At 49.0% G+C, this 22,288-nt stretch carries 10 protein-coding genes and 1 CRISPR repeat array; of the genes, 8 read left to right on the top strand and 2 right to left on the bottom strand.

Going from position 1 to position 22,288, the window contains the following annotated elements:
• Positions 1–654: 654 nt before the first annotated feature.
• Positions 655–1,869, bottom strand: a complete 1,215-nt coding sequence (locus U1I11_RS00290) for a nitrate/nitrite transporter (protein ID WP_322902860.1) — start codon at positions 1,867–1,869, stop codon at positions 655–657.
• An 809-nt stretch (positions 1,870–2,678) separates the two neighbouring features.
• Positions 2,679–4,272: a CRISPR direct-repeat array (repeat unit 32 nt; unit sequence ATTTCAATCCACACTCTCGCACGGAGAGTGAC).
• Between the two features lie 456 nt (positions 4,273–4,728).
• Here U1I11_RS00290 and U1I11_RS00285 point away from each other — a divergent pair.
• Entirely contained in the window at positions 4,729–5,643 is a 915-nt protein-coding gene (locus U1I11_RS00285; protein WP_322902858.1) for a proline dehydrogenase, read from the top strand.
• Positions 5,644–6,205: 562 nt separating this feature from the next.
• On the opposite strand, the gene U1I11_RS00280 is transcribed toward U1I11_RS00285, so the two are convergent.
• The gene (locus U1I11_RS00280) at positions 6,206–7,999 is read right to left on the bottom strand and encodes a sigma-54 interaction domain-containing protein (RefSeq protein WP_322902857.1); all 1,794 of its coding nucleotides are present in this window, start codon (positions 7,997–7,999) and stop codon (positions 6,206–6,208) included.
• 223 nt (positions 8,000–8,222) lie between these two features.
• Here U1I11_RS00280 and pruA point away from each other — a divergent pair, with 223 nt between their 5' ends.
• The 7 genes from pruA (at position 8,223) to U1I11_RS00245 (ending at position 22,139) form a co-directional block, all read left to right on the top strand.
• Positions 8,223–9,794 (top strand): L-glutamate gamma-semialdehyde dehydrogenase, encoded by a 1,572-nt coding sequence (gene pruA, locus U1I11_RS00275; protein ID WP_322904422.1) that lies wholly within the window; start codon positions 8,223–8,225, stop codon positions 9,792–9,794.
• 470 nt (positions 9,795–10,264) lie between these two features.
• The gene (locus tag U1I11_RS00270) at positions 10,265–11,497 is read left to right on the top strand and encodes a chromate transporter (protein ID WP_322902856.1); all 1,233 of its coding nucleotides are present in this window, start codon (positions 10,265–10,267) and stop codon (positions 11,495–11,497) included.
• 589 nt (positions 11,498–12,086) lie between these two features.
• Complete coding sequence (locus U1I11_RS00265; RefSeq protein WP_322902855.1) at positions 12,087–14,495, top strand: FAD-dependent oxidoreductase; 2,409 nt, start codon at positions 12,087–12,089, stop codon at positions 14,493–14,495.
• The gene (locus U1I11_RS00260; RefSeq protein WP_322902854.1) at positions 14,386–16,341 is read left to right on the top strand and encodes a molybdopterin oxidoreductase family protein; all 1,956 of its coding nucleotides are present in this window, start codon (positions 14,386–14,388) and stop codon (positions 16,339–16,341) included. The genes U1I11_RS00265 and U1I11_RS00260 overlap by 110 nt, the downstream gene beginning before the upstream one ends.
• A gap of 454 nt (positions 16,342–16,795) precedes the next feature.
• Positions 16,796–17,962: a GNAT family N-acetyltransferase gene (locus U1I11_RS00255; RefSeq protein WP_322902852.1), complete on the top strand. Its 1,167-nt coding sequence runs from the start codon at positions 16,796–16,798 to the stop codon at positions 17,960–17,962.
• A 480-nt stretch (positions 17,963–18,442) separates the two neighbouring features.
• The gene (locus tag U1I11_RS00250) at positions 18,443–20,188 is read left to right on the top strand and encodes an ABC transporter ATP-binding protein (protein WP_322902851.1); all 1,746 of its coding nucleotides are present in this window, start codon (positions 18,443–18,445) and stop codon (positions 20,186–20,188) included.
• Complete coding sequence (locus U1I11_RS00245; protein ID WP_416235575.1) at positions 20,181–22,139, top strand: ABC transporter ATP-binding protein; 1,959 nt, start codon at positions 20,181–20,183, stop codon at positions 22,137–22,139. The genes U1I11_RS00250 and U1I11_RS00245 overlap by 8 nt, the downstream gene beginning before the upstream one ends.
• Positions 22,140–22,288 lie beyond the last annotated feature (149 nt).

Here is a 22,288-nt window from a genome sequence, read left to right as displayed (position 1 = left end):
TTATCTTGACCATGTTAAATGTTAATTTTGATTGTGTACTGAAATCCTGAACCATGCGACCTTAAAACAGATTCAAAACTCAAAGCAATATCGGTCAATGTGCTATTATATTAATCGAGATTAATCTAATTTTTGAAGCTGGCTCAAGCTTTTATTTATAAGCATGTTAGGGCGTATACGCAAACGTGGCGAGTTGGAGCAGCCTACGAGTTTGCGTACGCTTCCTAGTAGGCTGACCGCATTAAATAAGTAGTTTGATATTGCAGAGCAACGATGTTCTCCTGCTACGATTCCAGTGTGTCTTTCATAAGATGGAGTGAATCAGACACTGAATTTAAGCTGGTCAGCCTACTAGTATCTTGTCTCAAGTACATTTACAGTTTGTTTATCTAACCATCGCTTGGTGCTGAATCGATTTAGGTACATTTAAACATAATTTTCATTTGAGACAGCCTACTAGCAATCAAAATTTAAATTTAACTCGGTCAAATCGCTATGCAAACATGTACCAAATTTAGGCTAAACAATACTGTTCTGGAAGTTACAGTCCTAATCCATCGGTGCATACAGCTGTTGCTTCTCTCCACAACAAAAAGCAGATGATCCACTACTTAACAGTGGATTCCATCTGCTTTTTGGATGTGTAGATGAAAATTATGCCGATTCGCGTAATGCAGTCGTCTGCTCGAGCCAACTACTGCGCCATTTACTCTGCATAATGCCGAGCAGCACGAGTGTACATAGTGCGACTAAACCGAGTACGATAAAGCCCGGTGTGTACGAGCCTGTCGATTTGTATAAATTACCGAGTATGAGTGGTAACGCATAACCGCCCAATCCGCCTGCCGCCCCGACAATACCAGTGACAAGACCGATCTCATTGGAAAAACGCTGTGGTACGAGCTGGAACACCGACCCATTGCCTGCACCGAGACACATCATACCGACAAACAGCAACGATACGACGACCGCCAGCGGTGGCAAAAACGATACACAGATCAACATCGCACCCGCACCGCCGTACAAATACATTAGCATGCGTGTACCGCCGATTTTATCCGCCAAATATCCGCCAACTGGACGGAAGAAACTACCAGCAATGACACAAATGGTCGCGATATCCGCCGCTTGGATCGCAGACAAACCGTATTGTGCATTAAAGAAAATAGTCAAATAATTCGCCAGACCGACAAAACCGCCAAATGTGACACAATAGAAGGCGCAAAATACCCAAGTATCACGTTGCTTTAACACGGACGCATATTGCGCCATCGTTTTCGGAGCAGGACGCTGCGGACTGTTTTTGGCAAAAATACTAAAGTAAATAAATACGAGCACCATCGGAATCATCGCCAGACCGAACACGACTTCCCAGCTACCAAAATGCTGAGCGATCCGGTTCGCAAACAATGTCGCTAACACCGTACCGCTGTTACCCGCACCGGCAATGCCCATCGCCAAGCCTTGATGCTCTTTCGGATACCACTGACTCGCAAGCGGCAAAGCTGCGGCAAACGATGCCCCGGCAATACCGAGCAGCAGCGCCACCACGTACAATTGATCCAGTGAATGTACCCACTGCCAACCGAGCAACAACGGTACGAGCGTCAAAATCATCCCGATCTGCGACGTCCGTTTCGGCCCGATATAATCGGACATAAAACCAAGCAAGAGCCGCAAAATCGAGCCGCCTAGCACCGGCAGCGCAACGAGCTGTGCCTTTTGCACCGGGTCCATCGGATAGTCATGCGCAATGACGACACTTAGCGGCCCAATCATACCCCAGATCATAAAGCTGATATCAAAATACAAAAACGATCCGAACAACGTAGGCTTATGCCCGCTTTTCCAAAAACTTTTTGCCTCCATCCATTCCACTCCCTTTTTGTCTTGGCGGTGATTCATAAGCGCTCATGGACGATCATCCATAAAAAAAGCCACAATTCACCCTGGAGTCCAGAGCGAAATTGCGGCTTCTTTGCCTGCAACAAGCACATCATTGTGGTTGTTGTTTTTGATGTTAGCTTATGAATCACCGAACAGTGAATTTGATTCAAATTATAGGAATAAGATCGATTTGTGTCAACTTATTTTACTTAAATTTTGAAAATAAATGTTTTTGGGGGAGTTTTTGCGTGGGAATGTTCGGGTTTTGGTGCTTTTTGTGGGTGGGTTAGTGATTATATGTAATAAAATGTAACACTAAACTTAAGGATTTTATCTATGTTGCTGAGGTGCTGAATTTGAATGTTTGATGCGGGAATGGTGGTTGTGTTGATTACAGTTTTATTGGAAGGATTTGTTTTAGCTGGATAGGGATTGCGGAAAATAGGGTGGAAGATGTTGAGTTTTGCGCGAGGTTTTTGTGTTGGGGCAGCAACCACTTCGGTACGGAATAAGGGGACGGACTCCCGTCTCGTACAGGAATCTACGGAGTAGGAGGAATGGTAGATTACTGTGCTCAAAAGAGGTAGGGTATTTTGCTACGCAAAAACCTCTTTTCATTGAACCTCGTGTTTGAAAATCGCAAACACTAAAGTCCATCCTTTCCCTTTATTTCCTTCCCGCAGTGAAGTGCGGCTTGCAGCATGCAGGGGTGTACGCATGTTGCAAAGTCACTCTCGTATGGAGATTTGCGGTATCAGTATCAATATCGGTGACAACTGGTATGACTGTAAATTTCAATCCACACTCTCGCACGGAGAGTGACATGATGCTATCCAATATCCCAAGTATAAGCGTATACATTTCAATCCACACTCTCGCACGGAGAGTGACCGTATTCTTCGGTCGGGGATTTGATCCCCTTAATTATTTCAATCCACACTCTCGCACGGAGAGTGACCAATGCCTCCCATATCCATCTGGCAGCCAAGAGCAAATTTCAATCCACACTCTCGCACGGAGAGTGACCGATTCGCATGTCCGTCAACCTGCCCGCGCTGCGGGCATTTCAATCCACACTCTCGCACGGAGAGTGACTCGGAGCGGTCGCAGTAAGTGGAGTTGTTTTAAATCAAATTTCAATCCACACTCTCGCACGGAGAGTGACCCCGGCAGACTTCTGGCGCAACTATTGCGGTCATTACATTTCAATCCACACTCTCGCACGGAGAGTGACGAGTTATGACGATTCATATGTCCCTGAAACAGAGGCGATTTCAATCCACACTCTCGCACGGAGAGTGACCAATCTTAAAAACTGATTTTACACATATGAGCATATTTCAATCCACACTCTCGCACGGAGAGTGACGACTTATAGTCCTCTAGACATGCCAAAAAAATATTGGATTTCAATCCACACTCTCGCACGGAGAGTGACACTTCGGATTATTAACCATCGTATCCATGATCATTTTATTTCAATCCACACTCTCGCACGGAGAGTGACTTCTTTTGCACTTTGGGTGCTCGAGAAGGGAGGTATTTCAATCCACACTCTCGCACGGAGAGTGACATTCCCCGCGGGCGTCACACGACTCACAATCGTACTATTTCAATCCACACTCTCGCACGGAGAGTGACAGCGATAGCTCGTAGTTGTACATAACAAATATTGTATTTCAATCCACACTCTCGCACGGAGAGTGACTTTAAATCCAGTAACTAATCAATTAATTAATAGTGATATTTCAATCCACACTCTCGCACGGAGAGTGACGGTATTGGTATGGTGCCTAGGATCAAAGAGCAAAATTTCAATCCACACTCTCGCACGGAGAGTGACATTCTGACAATCCTGGTTTGTTTATTGAAGAAAATGATTTCAATCCACACTCTCGCACGGAGAGTGACTCAAGATTGCTGACGTAGATAACGTTACTGTTGCATTTCAATCCACACTCTCGCACGGAGAGTGACTACGCATTAGTGAACCATCTCATTTACGCCTAGATATTTCAATCCACACTCTCGCACGGAGAGTGACCGGTGGCTGTTATTGGTGGCGCTCCCAAATGGTTTATTTCAATCCACACTCTCGCACGGAGAGTGACTCATCAGATTGGAGAGACTTCATCATGGTTAGATTGATTTCAATCCACACTCTCGCACGGAGAGTGACGCACTATCGTTTCCGAACGCTACCCGGCTTTGATCCTATTTCAATCCACACTCTCGCACGGAGAGTGACTACTGCAAAGCAGATTAAACGAGTATGAACACGACCGATTTCAATCCACACTCTCGCACGGAGAGTGACAGCTCCAGTTGTGCTTGCCGATGTTCTGCTTGTGTAATTTCAATCCACACTCTCGCACGGAGAGTGACCGCATACCCTTTCCCCCCTTACGTAGCAAGGGAAAAACTGCCAAAAAGCGCGAACCTCCTTTTTAGGGTACTGGAAATGAGGGCAAAAAACAACAAAAAACCGCTCAGCCCTTATGTAGCAAGGAGCGCGAACCTCCCAGGGATTTCATGTGAGCTTGGGGTTCGCGCTTTTTGAGCGTTTTAGAGGCGCAGTTTGGTACTTTAGCATGTCTTCTCTGTCCATTCGAATTGCATGGAACATCTGTTCAAATTCGCATGATTATATTGCGCGAGCAGTCTTTTTACCAGATTCACGATTCGCTCATTTTTAATTTTGTTCAATATTGAACATTTCATCCTCAAAAATCAAACTTTCAAAATTTAATCGTATTATTTTGAACATTTTATGTACATTTTGTGTTCATTTGGCTAGAATGGAGTTGAATTCAACCAGCTTTTAAGGAAAAGAGGGATAGTATGGAGGCGGTGCTTCGGAATCTGTTTCAGTCGTTGGCTAAAAATCCGGCGGCGAATCGGATGGCTAAGAAGTATGGGCTGCGGTTTGGGGCGAAGCGGTTTGTAGCGGGGGTGACGATTAAGGAAGCGGTGCAGGCGGTGCGGCAGTTGAATTTGGATGGGCGCTTGGCGACGCTTGATCATCTGGGGGAATTCATTTCGACACGGGAAGAAGCGCAGCAGTCGCTCGATATGTGTTTGGCGACGCTTGATGCCATTCATGAAAGCGGTGTCCAATCCAATCTATCGCTTAAGCTCACATCGCTTGGACTTGATATCGATCGGCAGCTTTGTTTGGAGCATATGCGGCAAATTGTAGGGCGGGCGCAGCAATACGGGAATTTTGTGCGGATCGATATGGAGGATTATGCGCATTGTCAGCCAGCGCTCGATCTGTATCGTGAGCTGCGCAAGTCGTATGACAATGTGGGCATTGTGCTGCAAGCGTATTTGTTTCGCACCGCGCAAGATGTGGATGATCTGCATGAATTGCATGCTAATTTGCGGCTGGTGAAAGGGGCGTACAAAGAACCGGCTACGGTCGCTTTTCCAGCAAAACAAGATGTGGATGCCAATTATCGTAAAATTATTATCCAGCATTTGACGCATGGCAATTATACGGCTATTGCGACGCATGATGAACAGATTGTGCAGTTTGTAAAACAAGAAGTAACACAGCGCGGCATTCCGCTTGAGCAGTTTGAATTTCAGATGCTGTACGGCATTTGCGAGGAATTGCAAAAGCGGCTCGTTACCGAAGGCTACAAAGTACGTGTGTATGTACCTTATGGACGTGACTGGTTTGGCTACAATATGCGCCGTCTTGCCGAGCGTCCAGCAAATGTCTGGTTTGTGATGAAAAATCTGTTTCGTTAATAAGCCGACAATAAACCGACTTTAGCCGATACCGCCATATTAGTGGCAGCAGGCAAAGTCGGCACTGTAAATTGGCAATATGTTTACACGATTTTATCGGTAGTAATACGATTTGTATAGATGAGACGACGGAGTACATCGTCTTCATCGTATTTATGGTCGGTGTAGTCATGTGGCTAGTCGGCTGTCTCAAATGAAAATTGTGTTTAAACGTCCCTAAGTCGATTCAGCACCGAGCGACTGTTGGATCGACAAACTGTACATGTATTTAAGCCAAGCTAATAGCATCTTGACCAAGTTCAATGTTAATTTTGATTGTGTACAAAAACCTTGATCCATGCGATCTTAAAACAGATTCAAAGCTCAAACTACTCTCGGTCAAAGTACTAGTATTGATTAAATGTACGCCTTAAGCATATATCGCCATTTTAACCGTTGTCATAATCAGCAGCTAGGCTTAAAAATAGGCGTTGACGATCGGAATCGCTCCATGCCATTGATCTATATAACTTCAACTGGCATGCCCGCTTCCATCTAGCCCAGGTGACAAACCCGTGCTAGCTCAATCCATCCCGTGCTTGCTCATTTTGTTATACAATGTGCCGCGCGAGATGCCGAGCAGGCGGGCGGCGATGCTTTTGTTGCCAGACGCTTTGTGGATCGCTTCCTCAATGCGCTGCTTTTCCTCCTCATCGCTAATGCGCGCTTTTAACCCTTGATGCTGGATCGTTGGCTGCATAGTGGCAATTGGCTCATCGGTATGACGGCGCTGGATCGGCAACTGCACCGGGGCGGATGCAGGAAAATGAAGCAGTTTTTGAAACGAATCTGGCAGCAGTTCAGGATGCAATTCATCGCCATCGCTCAAAATAATACAGCGTTCGATCACAGCGCGCAGTTCAGCCACATTGCCTGGCCAATCGTAACGTGCCAACGCCATTAGCACATCCGGCGTTGGTTTTGGCAGCGGTTTATGATATTGCATCGCAAACTCGCGCAAATACATGTGCACCAAAATCGCGATATCCTCCCTGCGTTCACGCAGCGGCGGCACGGCAATCGTAACGACCCCGAGCGCATAATACAGCTCGGAGCTGAATTGTCCGCTCGTCACCAATTTTTCCAGATTGTGGCGACTGGCGGCGATGATGCGGGCATGCAGTGGCAATTCGTCCTGTCCACCATATCGACGAAAGACGCGTGTTTTGAGCGCACGGTACAGTTTATTTTGCATATCCGGTGTCAGGCGGTCGATCTCGTTCAGAAAAAGGGTGCCCGTTCCCGCCTGCTCCAACTTGCCGGCTTCCTGAATGTCCTGCCCGGAGTAAGTGCCGCCGATAAAGCCGAACAGCTCGCTATCGAGCAAACCGGGCGGAATCGCGCCACAATTGACGCTTAGAAATGGCGCATCAGCATGAGCGCTAGCAAGATGGATTGCACGGGCAAGCTGCTCTTTACCGGAGCCTGTTTCGCCGTAAAGTAGTACGGGCGTGTTTAGCTCGGCAACCTTTTTGCCGATCCGTACCACTTTGCTAATGCTGTGACTTTGCCCGTCCAACAATGTGAACGGATCGCTGCTGCGTGGCAATGTTTCATGAATGCTCGCCTGTGCAGTAGACAGCTCCTGATTGAGTTTGACCAGATGCGTAATATCTTGCTCAGAAGCGAGCCCGCCCACGATCGTACCGGATGCGTCCATAATCGGGGAGGCGTTAATCAGCACATGTGTGCCTTCGGATGACTGGTGGTACATATTGCGGATTTTGCGCCCTTTATCGAGCACATGTAGCAGCATCAGCGATTCCGGGTCAAACAGTTCATCGATCGTATGCCCGATAATACGCTCATGTGGGATGTCGTACATCTGTGCTGCCGTATCGTTCCAGCAGATCACCGTTCCGTCCTGATCGACAGCGGTCACCGCATCAGTCACCGTATCCAGCAGCGCCTGTAAATACAGCTCGGCACGCTGCTTTTGCCGCAGCAATTGCGCTGCCAGCCCAGCGGCAGACAGCCAGCCTTGTGGCGTTCCGTCCGCTGTGACGACGATGACAGGACGATCCAACTGAGCGGGCAAGAACAAATGTTCCAATACGATCTGTCCGCGTTCAGAATCGTTCCCTAACGGCAGTTTTAACACAGCAGACGGCTCAAAACAGCGTATACCAGCTGCCAGCTCGCCTTGCCATTGCCGCCAAAATCGCAGATCGGCTGTCGTAAACACGTAGCGCTCTGTTTCAATGTGTAGCCATACGGCTGTGTCCGATTCCAATAAACGAATCAGGTCATCACGATCATGTTCCGTTTGTAACGATGTCCATCTTTTCTGTATGTGAATTTGTTCATTATTGAACATGATAACCTCTCACTTCATGTTATTTTGTATTCATTTTACATGAGTGATTGTACGGTTACAACCGCTTTGCTGACTGTATAGGCAGTAAAATTGCCGTTTTACCGCTTTTTGTCGATGCTTTGTTCACTTGCCGACCGAATTGAACAGTTTCGCTATTTCGGTCGCACTAATGGTTAGTTGTAGTCTATTCCATACTTGTGCCAATTTGAGAGGAGAACGGATGATGAATAAAATGACCGATATTAAACCATTTGCCAATGAGCCATTTACGGATTTTAGCCAGCCTGCACAGCGTGATGCAATGAAAGCTGCATTGGAACGTGTTAAACAGCAGCTTGGACGGAAAATCCCACTCCATATCGGCAACGAGCAATTATTTACCGACGAGGTCATCACTTCGATCAATCCAGGGCAAACCGAGCAGGTGATCGGACTAGTTAGCAAAGCGAATCAGCAGCTTGCCGAGCAAGCGATGCAGACGGCGCTAACGACGTTTGTACAATGGAAAAAAGTTCCTGCTGGTGAGCGTGCCGACTATTTGTTCAAAGCGGCAGCATTAATGCGTGAGCGCAAACATGACTTTTCAGCGATGATGATTATGGAATCCGGCAAAAACTATGCCGAAGCAGATGCCGATACAGCGGAAGCGATCGATTTTATGGAATTTTATGCGCGTGAAATGTTACGGCTGGACGGAATTAACGACACACAGCCACTCACTCCGGTTGCCGGTGAGCAAAATCGCCTAACTTACATCCCGCTCGGCGTCGGCATCGTCATCCCGCCGTGGAATTTCCCACTCGCCATCTGTGTCGGTATGACAACCGCGGCGATCGTATCCGGCAATACGGTGTTGCTCAAACCCGCCTCCACCACTCCAGTAATCGCACATATGTTTGTCGAGCTGATGGAAGAAATCGGTTTGCCGCCAGGCGTAATCAACTATGTACCAGGTAGCGGTGCCGAAGTCGGAGACTATTTGACGACTCATCCAAAAACGCGTTTCATTAGCTTTACCGGCTCCAAAGAAGTCGGCTTGCGCATTAGCAAGCTGGCGGCAGATACGGCGGACGGACAAATTTGGATCAAACGACTCGTCGCAGAAATGGGTGGCAAAGACGGGATCGTCGTCGATGAAACCGCTGATCTGGACGCCGCAGCACAGGCGATCGTTGCCTCCGCATTTGGCTTCCAAGGGCAAAAATGTTCTGCTGGTTCACGCGCCGTGATCGTACAATCGGTATACGATGAAGTCGTACGCAAAGTTACTGAACTGACAGGCAAGCTAGCGATTGGATTGCCGGAAGACAATTACCCGATCGGCCCAGTCATTGACGAAGCTTCCCGTGACAAAATTATGAGCTATATCGAGCTCGGCAAATCCGAAGGTCGTCTGCTTACCGGCGGACAACGTGGCGACGGCAACGGCTATTATATTCAGCCGACCGTAATTGCGGATGTGAAACGCGATGCGCGGATTATGCAGGAGGAAATATTTGGCCCTGTACTTGCACTATGCCCGGCAGCCGATTATCGTGAAGCGATTGCGATTTATAATGATACAGAGTTTGGACTGACCGGCTCCTTCTTCTCGACCGACGAAACACGGATCGCAGAAGCGCTGGACGAAATGCATTGCGGCAATTTGTACATTAATCGTAAATGTACCGGCGCATTAGTCGGCGCACATCCATTTGGCGGCTTTAATATGTCAGGTACAGATTCCAAAGCCGGCGGATATGATTATTTACTGCTGTTTACACAGGCGAAACTGACGTCTCGCAAGCTAGGTTAATAACCGGTACATTGACCGAGCTTCACTTGGAACTTTGCATCTACTTCAAGTGCTGAATGATACCAATGTCCATACAGCAACAACATTAAAATACGATATGACCAAGCTAACCGTATAAAACATAAACAGCAGCGATGACCTATTACCGGATCATCGCTGCTGTTTTATTTTAACCAAGACGGACAGCGCGGCGAACAGATGCGTATGTCAGTTCGATTATCGTTGCTTGCGCAATGACACATTCATATCAACGCTTTATTGCCGTTATGTATACGCTACGTAAATGTTTGGTAAATCAGTTAATACCGCTTCATTCCTATGCTATGATCGATACAAAATCGGTATACATCAATCTAGTACATAGCTTACTACTCAAAGGAATATAGACTGGAACGGCTCAGCAGCAGCGGCTGACTGTGAAGCTGCCGCAAATTACTATTTCATCTTCACTATAGAAAAGGAGCGATACAATGGCACGGATCAAAACAGATCATACTAAAACCGATATACGAAGGCGTAATAGAGAGCATGCGCGGCGTCTGCTCGAAATTGGGCTTGTTTCTACTAAACTGGGGCTGACCTCGTTTGGAGGGCCGATTGCGCATCTTGGATATTTTTACGAGGAATATGTACGGCGTCGCAAATGGCTTGACGAACAGACGTATGCTGATTTGGTTGCTTTATGCCAGTTTTTGCCCGGGCCGGCAAGCAGTCAGGTTGGGATCGGCATCGGTGTGATGCGCGCCGGCATATGGGGCGGGATCGTCTCATTTATCGGGTTTACATTGCCTTCGGTCATAGCGCTGATGTCGTTTGCGTTCATTGTGCAGCAGTTCGCTATCGGCGAAACAGGCTGGTTACATGGTTTAAAAATAGTCGCCGTTGTCATTGTCACACATGCTATACTCGGCATGGCACAGAAGCTAACACCTGATTTAAAACGAAAAGCGATCGCTTTGCTTGCATTAGTCGGTACATTGTTGTGGCAGACCGCCTATACACAGATCGGTATGATCCTAGTAGCCGGGTGGATCGGCTACTTGATGTACAAGCACGATGAACCGGATCATCATGCCAGCTTTTCTGTTCCGGTATCACGCCGCATCGGGGCGATCTGTCTGATCGTATTTGGCGCTTTACTCGTTATATTGCCGGTAATACGGGAGCTGACATCGTTACGATGGGTGGCGATGATCGACAGTTTTTATCGGGCAGGCTCGCTTGTGTTTGGCGGTGGTCATGTCGTATTGCCGCTGCTAGAGCGCCAATTTGTTCCCGCTGGCTGGCTTGATCCGCAATCGTTTTTGGCAGGATATGGAGCGGCGCAGGCGGTGCCTGGACCGTTGTTTACATTTGCTGCTTATCTCGGTACGATGATGGACGGATGGCTCGGAGGACTGGTAGCAACAATAGCGATTTTCCTGCCTGCCTTTTTGCTCGTGCTTGGTGCATTACCGTTTTGGGATACGCTACGGCGCAATGCGGCGATTAAAGGCGCTTTTACGGGCGTGAATGCAGCAGTTGTTGGTATTTTGATCGCGGCTTTGTATGATCCGATCTGGACAAGTTCGATTGCGGTGCCAAGCGATTTTGCATTTGCGGCGATTTTGTTTAGCATGCTCGTATATTGGAAACTACCGCCGTGGGTCATTGTATGGACGGGAGCGTTAGGCGGTATACTTTTGTCCTCGTTATCGCTGTAACTTGCCATACTAGTGACTTGTCTCAAGAAGATGTAAGCTTGCGTCCATCTGAACCCTGCTTGAACCGTGCAGCATTCAGACGAACGCAATCCCTGAATAAATTTGAGACAAGCTACTAGTTACCATCCTGTTAGCCACAATGCCACCATCGAACAACAGCGCCATCGGAAGCTGTGCAGCGAGGACAGTTTACGACATCTACGATATATAGCTGTGGAGGAGCATTTTTGAAGTACACTTTCCTGACATGAAAATCGATTTTTCATTCTCACATCAAAAATTACGTCAATTATATTGACACAAAACAGGCAATCCGTTACTGTTAATGTAGATTTCGGGCACACAATGATGTGGGTCACGATACATGCGGCAATGATGCCCTTTTTCTATCGGTATGTGATGTGTACGTCCGTGCGCATACATATCTGGAAAAGGGGCTTTTTTGATTTTTTGATGTAAGTGCTGGATCAGCTAGCGAACGATAAATCGCACGTATTATTCGATAGGTCACCGCAAATCAATAGGCTTGATTATAAGCTAGACAGAGACGCCGGTACAATAGCCGGTATGGATAAAGGAGGTCAGCCTTATGACTGCCCGTTTGGTTGTAATTGGCAATGGTATGGCAGGCATGCGCTGTGTGGAGGAAATCATACGGATGGCGCCAGAGCGGTTTGCGATTACGGTGTTTGGAGCGGAACCGCGTCCGAATTATAACCGGATTTTGCTGTCGGAAATATTGCATGGCGAACGTCAGTTTGAAGATATTGTACTGCATTCGTTAGAATGGTATGAACAGCACCAAATTCGGCTGTTTATGGGCGAAACGGTGACGCTGATCGATTCCGCTCGCCGTACAGTGCGCACCGCTTCCGGGTTGGAAGTTGGCTATGATGTGCTGATCGTAGCGACCGGCTCGGTTCCTTATATTCCCCCACTGCCCGGCTCGGACAAAAAGGGCGTCATCGCCTTTCGCACGCTAGACGATTGCGACCGAATGACCGAGTATGCTCAACGTTATCGCAAAGCAGCCGTTATCGGGGGCGGCTTGCTCGGACTGGAAGCGGCGCGTGGACTAGTGCAGCTCGGCATGGAAACCTATGTCGTACACAATGCGCCATATTTGATGAATCGGCAGCTGGATGAGATGTCTGCCGCCTTGCTGCGTCAGGAGCTGGAACAACAAGGGATGCGCTTTGCGCTTAATCGGCAAACGATTCGCATTAACGGCACCCACCGTGCACAAGGACTACGCTTTGAAAATGGCGAACGGCTCGCGGCTGATCTGATCGTCATGGCGGTCGGCATTCGTCCGAATGTGCGGCTTGCTGAGCATAGCGGGCTGGCGGTCAATCGCGCCATTATCGTCGATGATTGGATGCGCACGAGCGTACCGGATGTGTACGCTGTCGGTGAATGTGCCGAGCATCGCGGTGTGAGTTACGGGCTGGTCGCTCCGCTATATGAACAAGCCAAAATACTCGCTGCCCATCTCTGTCAGCAACCCGCTCCCCCTTACACCGGTTCACTACCGTATTCCCAGCTCAAAATTTCCGGTGTGCAAGTATTTTCAATCGGTGATATTCAGTCTGCCCATAGTGAAACGCTTGTACAGCAATACGATGGTGTCGCACGAACGTACCGGAAAATTACCGCTACGCACGGACGCATTAGCGGCGCTGTGTTGTACGGCAATACCGCGGAAGGCACAGCATTAGTCGAGATGATCAAACAAGGCATGTCAACCGAGCAGTGGTTGGAACGTCAACAAGCAGCTACGGCTAACGGAACCGCCCATGATCCGGCGGAAGCGGCAGCGATTGCACTTGCTCCACACTCGATCGTCTGTGCCTGCAATGCGGTAAGCAAGCAACATATTCTCGATGCGATGCGTGAGCACGGATTGCAAACCGCCGATGAAGTCAAACAGCATACCCGTGCATCCGGCTCCTGCGGCGGTTGCCGCCCTACCGTTGAAGCGCTCACTCGCTGTAGTATCGCTTGTGAACAAGCGGCGGCTTCCGGTCTGTCAGCCGCCACTCCTGCTCATCCAGCAACAGTTACCGTCTGTGATTGCCTCCCGTGGACACAAGCAGAGCTGCGGGAACAGGTGCTGACACTTACCAATACATTGCAATGGAAGCAGATTTTTACCGATACCGCCCGTTTATGGTTAACCGCATCCGATCACTTTAGTGCTGGCAGTCGTTACGGACTTGCACAAACACAAGCGCAAGCTCACGTTTATAGTGATCCTGCTCAAACGCTCGTTCCAAATAACCATTTTACTAGTAGCAACGACTCTGGCGATGCAAATGACCGCAAGCACGCACCGTTTCGTTTGCCTGAATCTGTCGTGCAAATGTTAGCGGCAGAGCTGATCACCGACTCGGAGTATACCGGTTGCGAGTTATGTCGGGCAGCGATTCATTATTATGCCGATGTGGCAGCAATGCGTTACACCGATCCGATTTCTGGATCGCTGCATCCCTCATCTACTGCTGCCGCCGCTTCATCGCTGGACAGCATGCACAATGCCTATATCACGATGCCTATCGCACAAGCAAGCACAGCATCGTTACAGTCTATGTATACCGCTTGGCAACAACATATTCTGCCCCACCCGCTGCATATTGTCACCGAAGTGAGCGGTACTGCTGTGGAAGCGACCGTACGACTTGCTGATCTTGGCATTATGGCTGCACCGGACGGCTGGGAATTGTATGCCGGCGGTGCGATGGAGCCGTTACAAGCAGGTGAATTAATCGGTGAAATGGAGCAATGGTACGATGTGCTAACATTGCTCGATCATTGTCTTCATTATTATGTAAGCACCGCTTATTATGGCGAAGCGATGTATGAATGGCTAGAACGTGTCGGATTATTGCATGTGCGCGAGCATGTGCTACGCCGTCTGTACGAACCTGCTAACACAGCCGTTACGAAAGGAGTCGATCCCGATGCAGACCCAATGTCCATTTTGCAGCGTACAATGTAAAGCGAGTCGTTTTCAAGAAGCGATACGACAGCATGGAGCGGATACGATCGGTGTGTATGGCGGCGGTTCGCTTACGAATGAAACCGCCTATTTGCTCGGCAAATTCGCCCGCATCGGCATCGGCACACGCTATATCGACTATAATGGACGCTTTTGCATGTCGGCAGCGGCTTCAGCAGGCACCAAAGTATTCGGTGTCGATCGCGGGTTAACGTTTCGGTTACAAGATATTCCGCTGACGGAGTGCATCATACTGGCAGGCACGAATATTGCGGAATGTCAGCCTACACTGCTGCCTTATTTTAATGAAGCACGTGCCCGGGGAGCGCGCATGATCGTGATCGATCCGCGTCAGACCGGTACGGCGGCGATTGCCGATCTGCATCTTCAGCTCAAACCCGGCACAGATGCGCTGCTGGCGCTCACTTTACTAAAGCTAATCATCGACAACGATTGGATCGATCGAACGTTTATCGATACACATACGAATGGCTATGACGAACTTGGCACACTGCTGGATGAGATTGAGCTGGAACAGACCGCACAAGTATGCGGCATTCCGGCTGCACAGATTATGCAAGCAGCGCAATGGTACGGCACTGCGGCAACCGGTATGATCTTGACTGCACGCGGGATCGAGCAACAGACAGACGGTCATCTTGCTGTTCGTTATTTGCTTAATCTTGTGCTAGCAACCGGCAAAATCGGGCGTCCGGGCTGCGGATATGGCGCGGTTACCGGGCAGGCAAATGGGCAAGGCGGACGCGAACATGGGCAAAAAGCCGACCAACTGCCCGGCTATCGCTCGATTGAAGATGCGTCTGATCGCGCTTATGTCGCTTCCATATGGGGGGTGGAGCCGTCTGCTATTCCGGGCAAAGGCGTCTCCGCCTACGAAATGCTGGAGCTTGCCGATCAAGGGAAACTGCGAATGTTGTTCGTGATGGGCTCGAATCCGGTCGTATCGAACCCGAATATTCCGCTCGTGCGGCGTGCGTTGGAAGGGCTTGAGATGCTGATCGTTGCCGATCTGTTTCTGTCAGAAACGGCGCGGATGGCGGATATCGTACTGCCGGTTGCCTCTTTTCTGGAAAATACCGGCACGCTGACGAATTTGGAAGGTCGTGTATTGCTGCGTGAAGCGGTGATGGAGCCGCCTGGCGAAGCGCGGCAAGATTGGTCGATTTTGCACGCGCTTGCGGAGCGACTAGGTACAGGGCGTTATTTTGCCTTCGAGTCGTCCGAGCACATTTTTGACGAGTTGCGCCTTGCCAGCCGTGGCGGTCTTGCCGACTATTCTGGCATTACGTATGAACGTTTACGTCAGGAGGAAGGCATTTATTGGCCATGTCCGGATGAACAGCATGCTGGCACACCGACGATGTTCCAGCAACGGTTCGCCCATGATGATGGTAAAGCGCTGTTCACTTCACTGCCGCACCGATATGTGCGCGAGCAGCCGTCCGCAGAGCGTCCGTTACTGCTTACGAACGGGCGCGTGCTGTCCCATTACTTAACCGGCGTGCAAACTCGCCGCAGTCCCACGCTCGCTGCGCGCGAGCTGCAAAACTTTGTGGAAATTCACCCGTTAACTGCCAAACGGTATCATCTTAAAGACGGACAATGGGCAGAAATTCAATCCGCCCAAGGACGACTTGTCGTGCGTTGCCGTGTGAGCGAGCAGATTCGAACCGATACATTATTCGTCCCGATGCACTGGGGCGGCAAACAAAATGTAAACGAGGCAACCCCACCGGAACTCGATCCATTTTGCAAAATGCCGGGCTTTAAATTCACTCCAGTCACCGTCCGTCCGTGGCAACCGGAACATTCGCCACAGCTGTAAATCACTTGTTTATAGTCTTACAACCTTATATATCGTGCAATGATGTAATCTGCCAGCAGACCGATTCATAACAATCGGTCTGTTTTTTGATGCCGTTTTTTGCAGAACACTTAGTGCAAATGGCAAAAAGAAAAATTTGCTGCTTGCACGCATACCGATGTACGCCCATACTTGCTTCAGCTCGGCAAACAAACGAAAGGGACAAGTGCTCTCCTCTCCACGGTTAGCGATTTTTACACACGAAGTCCGAAGTCAGTCTAAACAGGGTTGCGCAATAAACGCATCGTCTAGCTCCCCGCTTGACGGTTTCGATCTATGAGTTGTAGTCATCCATACTCATTTCCTGTATGCTAAATACAACCACAAAAGTTATAGCGCTTTAACATTTAAATTGTCATAGTTGTGTAGCTGTACAGCCAGCTATACACTATGCACTCATTCAGGAGGAACCTACATGATGAACATTCGCAGTGTACATATCGACGAATTGCCACTGGCGGCGGAGCTGACAAACAACGTTTTTTGCGAAACAGGTGAGCGTTATATGGGAACTTCATTTCCTACACTGTTTCGTCCGGGTATGAGCCATTCCTACGGCGCTTTTAACGATAACGGACAACTCGTTTCTTTTATGGGGTTAGTGCCTGTAAACATCGTTGTCGGCTCGCAACGGATCAGTGCTTTTTCGATTGGCGCAGTATGCACGCATCCGGATTACCGTGGACAGCGGCTAGCTGGACAATTATTGGAACGATGCCGACAACATGCGATTGCAGCAGGCGCTTCCATGATGTTTATTTCCGGCGATCGCTCTCTGTATACGCGTGCAGGCAGTCAGTTTTTTGGACATATGCATAGCGTTACTTTGACACACAAGCACGCATTAAGCGAGCCGTCTGACTTGTGGGAGCTGCGTGAAATGGAGTCATGTGATCTGTTTGCTGTACATGCGCTACTTCAGCGTCCAACTGCCCATGTAGAGCTAAGTATTGGCGAAATGCAGCAAATGCTCGCTGCCCAAGCGATGGCACATGTGAATCAACAACAGCAACACGTACTCGTCGCCGCTACGCCTAATGGCATCGCCGGTGTAGCGATTTTATCTATTCCTCCTTTCTATGATGTGAATAACAATAATGGAGATACAACAACTACATTAGCACCACTCCATGCAACCGATCGTGCTGGCTCGGTCATCGAATGCGCAGGCAGACCGGATGCTGTGCGCGAACTATGGCTGGAAGCGATTCGTCGCTACAGTCTGTCTACCCTTACGGTTACGATCCCGTGGCAGGAGCAATCATTGTTGGCAGAAGCACAGGCTACCGGAGCCGTCTGCACTACCAGCCGTAACGGCGGTACAGTTATGATCGTAAACGGCGGTGCACTGCTCGCGCAAACCGGGTTATTGGATGATCTGAACGATGAGGCGACTGTACATGTCGCGGTGCACGAGCAAAGTTGCTACACCGTGCATACTCCGACAAACGAGTATACGCTTGCCGATGATGCCGAGCTGTGCGCGCTATTGTTCGATCCGCAAGCCGATATAGCTGTCGCTCAAACCGAAACGTTCCCGACGGTGCCGCTACCTTATATGTATGGGTTGTATTTTATTTAACGTCTACTTACAAATTGCATGATAGTCCACCATCTCATTTACAGGTTACAGCTAACAAGTAGCATCGCAAAAGAGCGATCGAACACTCGATTGCTCTTTTGTGCGTAAAATAGCATAACTTTTAATAATCACAACCAGCTTCATAGCCAATCCCAGCTTGCTCGCTATCGTTATAATGAATCCTTTACGATCTTAAGCAAGCCGAATCAACATCTGTTAAACGTATAGATGTCCTCATCATTTTAAAATATAAAATAACGGTTCATTGCGCAATTTCGCTTTGCGTTCTTCACCTAATTACCTATTCACTACTTCTTTTCCCTCACCTTACAAATACACAATATCCCGTCTGAAATCAAAGTGTATATTTTGACATAACGAAGCTATAATAACAGTGAAAGCATCACTACGTTTCTGGTTAAAACAATAATAGTGTAACAAAGCAACTGATTAAGCTGCGTAAAGAAGGAAGGAATGTCCATGACAAAAGACCGGAGCATTTTGACGGACTATGTGCGGGAGCACTGGTACTACTATTTGCTGGCTGTCGTTCTGATCATCGCTTCCAATATCGCACAGGCTGCTTTGCCGCGAGTGCTGGGGCAGTTTACCGATGCACTAGTGGCGGGGGGTATCCGCTACGATATGATCGTGCGTTACAGTCTGATTTTGGCGGGGATTGGCATTGCCTACAACGTATTGTTTGGTGCCGGGCAATTTTCGGTCATGCGGCTCGGGCGGAAATTCGAGTTTGCGATGCGACAAAGTCTGTTCCGCAAATTTTCCACGCTAAGCGAGCACTATTTCTCCAGACAGGGCACGGGCAAGCTGCTTAGCTCGATGACGAACGATGTTACCTCTGTACGTGAATCGATCTCCAACGGTGTGACGATGACGACCAATGCGGTATTTCTGTTTCTGTCCTGTGTGGTAATGATGCTGCTCAGCCATATTCCGCTACATTTGATCATCGTCTGTATTATCCCGATGATCGCAATCCCTTTTCTCGTCGTTTATTTCGGCCCACGCATTCGCACACGTTCGATGAATGTGCAGGAATCGCTGGCGGTCATGACCGATTCGGCGGAAGAACAACTGCGCGGCATACGTGTCACCAAAACATTTGCGATCGAGCCGACCGCACGCGAACGCTTTGGCAGCACGGTCGATCAGATTAAAAACAATCAACTCCACCTCGTACGCATGTCTTCGCTGTTTCAGGCAGCCGTACCGTTTCTCGGTGCACTGTCGCTCGTTATCTCATTGCTGTATGGCGGCTATTTGGCGATACAGGGCAGTATTACGATCGGTAATTTTATCGCGTTAACCCTTTACTTGCGCATTATGTCAGGCCCGTTACAGCAAATTGGTAACGTGATCAATATGATGCAGCGCTCCGGCGCTTCACTAGATCGGGTCAATCGCTTGCTAAGCGAGCAGCCGGACATTCAAGATGCCGAGCATGCAGAGCCGCTGGCAGCGTCGCCTGATCTGGAACTACAACAGCTTTCGTTTACGTATCCAGGCAGCGAACGTCCAGCGCTACAAAATATTAATTTGCATATCGCCAGCGGACAAACGCTCGGGATCGTTGGCAAAACAGGCAGCGGCAAAACAACGCTCGTCAAGCTGCTGCTGCGCATTTACGATCCGCCGCCAGGCACCGTACTACTCGGTGGCACCGATGTACGCGACATTTCGATCAATAGCCTGCGTTCACGCATCGCTTATGTGCCGCAGGACGGCTTTTTGTTCAGCACAACGATTCGCGACAATATCGCCTTTAGCGACCGTAGCATTCCATTGGAAAAAGTGGAAAATCATGCGCGCCAGGCGATGATTTATGAGCCAATTGTACGTTTTCCCGATAAATTCGATACACGGCTAGGCGAACGCGGCGTTACATTATCCGGTGGACAGCGTCAGCGCACAAGCCTTGCACGTGGTCTTGCCAAAACTGGGCCGATCCTCATTCTCGATGATAGTATGAGCGCGGTTGATGCGGTAACGGAGACCGGTATACTTGCCAATCTAGTACAGGAACGCAAGCAGCGCACGACGCTGATCATTTCGCACCGCATTAGCGCTGTCAAACAGGCAGATCACATTATCGTGCTGGATGAAGGGCGAATCGTTGAGCACGGTACACACGAGCAATTGTTGGAACAACGGGGCATCTATGCATCTATGTACCAGCTACAGGAAGAAGGGTTGTACTATGAATGAGTCCCGCACCAATGACAACCGGCGCAAACTGTTGACCGCTGCGTCGGACGGTTCGGCGGCACAACAGACAAAACGACGGCATTCCGATCAACAGCAGGCTGCCGATCGGAATGGGCAAGACCAGGGCAACAGCAATAACGAACCGCACGACAAACCGCCTTCGAAGCCCAATACGCCTCCTCCTTCGCGCTATGAAGCATTGCGCGCAATTATGCAATATGCGCGTCCGCATAAGCTGACGTTTATCGGACTGTTTTTTACGACGATGCTGGCGATTGCTGCCGATCTGTTGCAGCCATATTTGGTCAGTATCGTGATCGACGATCATATTGCGGTCGGCAAGAGTGGGCTGGCGTTTCTGATCGGTATGGCGCTGATTTATTTGGGGCTGGCGATTATTAGTCTAATCTTCACCTATGTACAGAGCAATCTGCTGCAATATGCCGGGCAGCATATCGTTGCCAGCATCCGTAAAGATTTGTTTGCCCATATTTCCAAACTGTCGATGAGCTTTTTCGATCGTTCTAGCAGCGGCGGGCTAGTGACCAATGTATCGAGCGACACCGAGACGATTAGCCAGTTTTTCACGCAAGTGCTGCTCAGCCTTATTCGTGACGGGATGATGGTGTTGTTTATCATTTATTTTATGTTCCGACTCGATGCAACGCTTGCCTGGTATTCGATGATCACGTTGCCGATTATCGCAACATTGGCGATTTTGTTTCGTAAACGGCTGCGTGAAGTGTACCAGCTCGCTCGTAGCCGACTGTCCCGCCTAGTCGCTTTTACAGCGGAAAATTTGTCGGGCATGGGACTGATCCAAATTTTCCATCAAGAAAAGGAGCAGACACGCCGTTTTACCGAATTTAATAGCGATTACTGGGAAGCGAATGTGCAGCAACTCAAATCGAATGTGCTGTTCAACCGTACGTTTGATGTGCTCGGCAACATTGCGCTCGTGCTGATGGTATGGCTCGGTGGGGTCGCTGTCTTTAATCGGCAAATGGAAGTCGGTGTACTGTACGCATTTATTAGCTATATCCGCCAGTTTTTTCAGCCGATTAACCAGATTACGATGCAGTGGAATACATTTCAATCGACGATCGTGTCGATGGATCGCATATGGCGTATTTTGCGTTTACAGCCGGAAATCGCTGATCCAGCGCCGGATGAAGCTAAATTACTCAAACCGGAGCATGTACGCGGCAAAGTTGATTTTAACCGAATTACGTTTGGTTATGAGCCAGGGCAACCGGTACTGACCGAGCTTGATCTGCATATCCGTCCGGGCGAAATGATCGGTGTTGTCGGTACGACAGGTGCTGGCAAAAGTACATTGATCTCGCTGCTCAATCGCTTTTACGATGTATGGGAAGGTTCGGTGACGATCGATGATATCGATCTGCGCCGCATCCCGCAGCCGCAATTGCACCGCGTCGTTGGTTTGATTCAGCAGGAGCCGTTTCTATTTTCCGGTTCGATTATCGATAATGTGCGGATGTTCCAATCCGATATTAGCCGTGAACAGGTGATGGAAGCATGTCGTTTTGTCGGTGCGCATGAGATGATCGAACGGCTGCCACAGCAGTATGATACATTACTATCGGAGCGCGGCAGTGGTTTGTCGGCAGGGGAACGGCAATTGATTTCGTTTGCCCGGATTGTCGTGTTCCGACCGAAAGTGCTTATTTTGGATGAAGCGACCGCTAATCTCGATTCTCATACCGAGCAGCTTGTACAGCAAGCATTGCAAACCGTCTCACGTGGCCGTACGACGATCGTTATCGCCCACCGCCTATCGACGATTATGCATGCGGATCGCATTCTCGTGATGGAGCATGGCAAGATTGTCGAGCAAGGCACACATGCGAAACTGCTGGCACAGGGCGGGATTTATGCCGAACTGTATCGCCATGCACGTCATGGATCCGATACGGCAGCCGAAGCGTAGCTACAATAGGTAACAGCAGCTGCACTTGCCATCAACGATTAAACGAATACAATGCAACCCAATCCAGCTAATGAGCAAAGCCTGCTGCTTCCGTCTTTTCCCATACCGGGAGGTGAAGTAGCAGGCTTTATTAGGTTGGACATTTTGCA

Origin of the sequence: Paenibacillus campi (genome assembly GCF_034659835.1) — a bacterium.
GTDB classification, from domain to species: domain Bacteria; phylum Bacillota; class Bacilli; order Paenibacillales; family Paenibacillaceae; genus Saccharibacillus; species Saccharibacillus campi.
Note: the sequence above shows the minus strand (reverse complement) of the source record. Positions and strands in the feature narration are given on the sequence as shown.